Source organism: Rhodoferax ferrireducens, assembly GCF_003347515.1.
GTDB lineage: Bacteria > Pseudomonadota > Gammaproteobacteria > Burkholderiales > Burkholderiaceae_C > Rhodoferax.
In genome coordinates this window covers 1-251 of sequence record NZ_QEII01000128.1, presented here as the reverse complement: position 1 = coordinate 251, position 251 = coordinate 1, and the positions used below count along the sequence as shown (strand labels likewise).

General features: G+C 53.4%; 1 pseudogene. It reads right to left on the bottom strand.

The annotated features are described in order from the left end of the window. Positions 1-114 precede the first annotated feature (114 nt). Positions 115-251 (bottom strand): annotated as a pseudogene (locus C5P05_RS00580) (IS66 family transposase); the annotation flags it as partial.

Here is a 251-nt window from a genome sequence, read left to right as displayed (position 1 = left end):
GGCAGTCCTTTGAAGTTAAAAAGGACTGCCAGCAAGCACCACAAGTTATGTGGTGTCAATCGGTCAACAGCGGCCTGGATGCCAAGGGATTCTGGACTGGCGCAACATATCTTTGGCAGCAACATAGGCTGCGTAATCATCACAGACCAGCGTACCTTTCCAGCCGCCTTGTTCGGTGTTGGTGCCCAGGAACGTGCGGGCATGCTCACCGGCGCGAGACTCACAAAAATCGTAAACCACGGCTTTCAAGT